Below are 210 nucleotides of genomic sequence, written 5' to 3'. Positions count from 1 at the left end.
TGAACGAATTCTTTAAGCGGGTTTCTCCGGATACGATGTTGGTCATTCGGCCGCATTACCTGGTTAAGGACAGGATTGATATTTCTGGATATGAAGATCGGGTTCGAATTTTTGCCGATGTTGATATTAATCAGTTGTATTTGATTACCGACTTATTGATTACCGATTATTCCTCAGTGATGTTTGACTTCGCCAATCTGGAACGGCCAA

At 41.0% G+C, this 210-nt stretch carries 1 protein-coding gene; it reads left to right on the top strand.

What is annotated here, in order from left to right; translation table 11 throughout:
* Positions 1–210 (top strand): CDP-glycerol glycerophosphotransferase family protein (locus CBI42_RS12455; protein WP_179211460.1); only part of this gene is annotated, 210 nt, incomplete at both ends.

It is taken from the genome of Streptococcus sp. KR (genome assembly GCF_002238115.1).
In the GTDB taxonomy this organism is placed as follows: Bacteria; Bacillota; Bacilli; order Lactobacillales; family Streptococcaceae; genus Streptococcus.
This window is presented reverse-complemented; position numbering and strand designations above follow the sequence as displayed.